We start from the raw sequence: 3,821 nt of genomic DNA, 5'->3' as shown, positions 1-3,821 counted from the left end.
CGCAGAGTTAGAGTCGGTTTTTGAATGAAAGTTCAAAAAATGTTGTTAAGGGCAACTGAGAGAGTGTTTGTTTTTCAGCGCACGCAAAATGTCATCACTCATTGACAGCAAGCAATGAATGATTGCTTTGTAGTTCAGTGATTCTTACTGTGCAGTCGGTACTGGCGGTGACTACACGGCTGCCATCGGCGCTAAAGGTGGCGGATAAGACCGAGCCCTTATGGTAAATGCTGGCTTTTTCTAACCATGCCCCATCGTCTTGCTGACCAATGATTTTTGCACTCCCGTCCTTGCTGGCAGTCACTACATGGTGGCCATCAGGGCTGAAAGTGGCTGAAAAGACCCCGTTTTTGTGGACAATGCAGGCTTCTGGTTCCCATGATCCATTGGCTTTCCGGCCATAGATTTTTACTGTGCCATCTTCACTGGCCGTTACCACATAGCGGCTATCAGGGCTGAAGGCAGCTGAGTTGACATAGTGATTATGGACAATGTTTGCTTCTGGCTCCCATGAGCCGCAGGCTTTCAGGCCATAGATATTTACCCTGCTATCGTTACTGGCGGTCACCATATGGCGGCCATCGGGGCTGAAGGTGGCTGAGTTGATACTTTTTTCGTTGGGAATGCTAACTTTTACTTTCCATAATCCATCGGACTCCTGACTATAGATTTCCACCGTGTTATCACAACCGACGGTGACTACAAGGCGGCAATCGCTGCTGAGGGAGGCTGATTGGAGGTAATGATTATGAAAAAGAGTCGCTGTTAATTCCCATGATCCACCGGCCTTCTGGCTGTGGATTTTCGCAGTCATATCAGTACTGGCGGTCACCAGATGGCGGCCATCGGCACTGAAGATGGCTGATCTGGTCCAGTCATCATCGGAAATGCTGTCGAATGTTTCCCAGGATCCATCCGTTTTATGGCTATGGATTTTGGCCGAATCATCCAAAGCGGTGGTCACCAGCTGCTGGCCATCGGGGCTGAAGGTGGCTGAGTTGACCCAAAAGCTATGGGGAATGGTCGCTTCCAGTTCCCATGATTCATCAACCCCATGAACGTAGATTTTCGCCGTTAAATCGTCACTGGCGGTGACCAGACGGCGGCCATCGGTACTGAGGCTGGCGGAGTTCACGACGTCTTTTTCGTAAATAGTTGCTGTTGTAACTAATTTAAATGTTTCACATCCAGACATCATCTTAGTCTTGGTAAATAAAAGCAGAGCAGGTACATAAGCCCTCTCCGTTTTTCGATCTTTGAGCGAATTGACTAACGCCTGATCATCCGTGAACGACCCTAACCAATCATGGAGTTGATCATTGTTTTTTCTATTGATGGCTGTCCTGAGTTGACACTGGTGTGGTGAAGGAAATCGGCGATACCATGCTTTTGCCAGGGCATTATCTTCTTTGACAGCGGCGTGAAGACAGGTACACACCTGTTCTAAGCTGCGAATATCCCGAAGTTTCAAATAGCGAAAAATAATGGAAAAGGATAGTGGGGTTAAATCCAGCAATGACGATGTTTCCTTTTTTTTCATGCCATTTACAGTGACGGTCCTACCCCTGGTTGCACCCATTGGTGTTTGCAATCGAGCTTGTTTGGGTGGTGGTGAGTCTGAACCTTCAATACGGTTGTTATTATTATCTATTCCATGCATCCCTGAATTCTCCAAAGTGGGTATTTATCTTCGATCAGCGAGGACAGTCAATGTTGATGCTGTGAAGTTGGAGTCAGTTTTGGAAGGGAAGTTCATAAAATGTTGTTAAGGGCAACTTACGATGTGTCTGTCTTTCAGTGCACTCATAATGGCGTCAGTCAGTGACAGCAAACAATGAATCATTCTTCCCTCCACAGTTCAGTGATTATTGCAGTGAAATCCTCACTGGTGGTGACCACAAAACGGCAATTGTCGCTGAAGGTAGTTGAGAGGATCGGAGCATCATGGTTAATAGTGCCTTCTTTTTGCCATGATTGATCAACCTTTTGGCCATAGACTTTCGCCTGGCCACCCGTATCAGTGATCACCACGAAACGAGTATTGGCGCTGAAGACAGCCGAGCTGACTGGATGATTGTGGAGGATGATGGCTTCTTCTTCCCATGAACCATCGTCTCTCTGGCCAAAGATTCTTGCCGTTTTATCGTCACTGGCGGTCACCACATGGCGGCTATCGGCGCTGAAGGTGATTTTGTTGATTGAACCATCGTGTTCAATGGTGACTTGTGCTTCCCATGATCCATCGTCTTTCTGACGGTAGATTGTCGCTGTGTGATCGTCACTGGCAGTCAACAAATGGCATCCATCAGGGCTGAACGTGGCTGAATTGATCCGGTCATCATGGGGGGGGATGGTTTTTTCTTCCCAGCATCCATTTTCCTGCTTGCTGGTGATTTTCACCAGATTGTCTTCACCGACAGTCACCACATGGCGGCTATCGTTGCTGAAGGTGGCTGAAATGATTGGACCTTCATGAACAATGGTGATTTCTTCTTCCCATGATCCTTTGGTCTTATGGCCATATATTTTTGCTGTTTTATCGTCACTGACGGTCAGCACATAGCGGCTATCGGCGCTGAAGATGGCTGAGGTGACCCAGTCTTTATGGGAAATGCTGGCTTCCAGTTCCCATGATCCATCGTTTTTTTGGCCATAGATTAGCGCCGTGTAATCCTCACTGGCGGTCACAACATAGCGACCATTAGCGCTGAAGGTGGCCGAGATGATCGGACCATTGTGGCGGATGGTGACTTCTTCTTCCCATGATTTATCGTCCTTTTTGCCATAGATTTTTGCCGTGTTATCCTCACTGGCGGTGACTACATGACTGCCATCGGTACTAAAGGTGGCTGAGTTGACAACGCCAGTATGCTCAATATTGGCTTCTGGTTCCCATGATCCATCGTCCTTATGGGTGAAGATATTTACCGTGTTATCGTTGCAGGCGGTCACTGCATGGCAGCCATTAGCGCTGAAGGTGGCTGAGTTGACGTAACCGCTATGGCGGATTTTGGCTTCTGGTTTCCATGATCCATCGTCCCGCTTGCCACTGATTTGCACCAGGTTATCTTCAGCGACAGTCAACACATGGCTGCTATTGGAACTGAAGATGGCTGAATTGACCCGATCGTCATGGGTAATGATGGCTTTTGTCACTGGATGAATAATTTTTCGCAAGATATTTATATACGGTGAATCATCAGGTGTCTGGCTATTGTGCCAGCATAGTTGGACAAAATGGTACAGGGCTTCATGACTTGTTTCTGCTTTATCCCATTCGTTAATGGCTCTATCTGCACTCACTAAAGAATGACAACCGTTGTATTGACTCAATAGCTTATCAAAGTCGTTAAGTTTTTTTCTTATGACACCTAACTCGCCTCGACATGTAGGACAAGTTTTAACTTTTCGGGCTGACAGACCGATTTGAAGCCACTTGTTTAAACAATGCTCGTGAAAAAGGTGTTCACAGGGCGTTTTCACTATGTTTGCCGTGTGTGGAAAGCTCTCATGACATACTGCGCAATTTTCATCAGGAATCTGTGTGTTTTCCACTTTAAATGCATTATCTCTGAAAGCACTGATATTCATTGCTGTCTTGCCAGACACAACGGCGGAACTACTATTGCTGACACAGGAGGGTGCCTTCTCCATTCGAGTTCGCTTAGGTGGTGGCGAGTATGAACCTTCGGTGCCGAAGTAATTATTGATTCTATCCATCCTTCGTTCTCCGAAAGTGAGTATTTATCCTCGATTAGCAAGTACATTCATAAAAGATACAGTAAGTTAGAATGGGTTATGGAACGAAAGTTCATAACTTG

At 46.6% G+C, this 3,821-nt stretch carries 2 protein-coding genes; both read right to left on the bottom strand.

Going from position 1 to position 3,821, the window contains the following annotated elements:
• Positions 1–94: 94 nt before the first annotated feature.
• The gene (locus KDK19_RS20980; RefSeq protein WP_257279554.1) at positions 95–1,660 is read right to left on the bottom strand and encodes an F-box/WD40 repeat-containing protein; all 1,566 of its coding nucleotides are present in this window, start codon (positions 1,658–1,660) and stop codon (positions 95–97) included.
• Between the two features lie 179 nt (positions 1,661–1,839).
• Complete coding sequence (locus tag KDK19_RS20975) at positions 1,840–3,720, bottom strand: RING finger domain-containing protein (RefSeq protein WP_257279553.1); 1,881 nt, start codon at positions 3,718–3,720, stop codon at positions 1,840–1,842.
• Positions 3,721–3,821: the final 101 nt, after the last annotated feature.

This window comes from Endozoicomonas sp. ONNA1, assembly GCF_024606325.1.
Classification (GTDB): Bacteria; Pseudomonadota; Gammaproteobacteria; order Pseudomonadales; family Endozoicomonadaceae; genus Endozoicomonas_A.
This window is presented reverse-complemented; position numbering and strand designations above follow the sequence as displayed.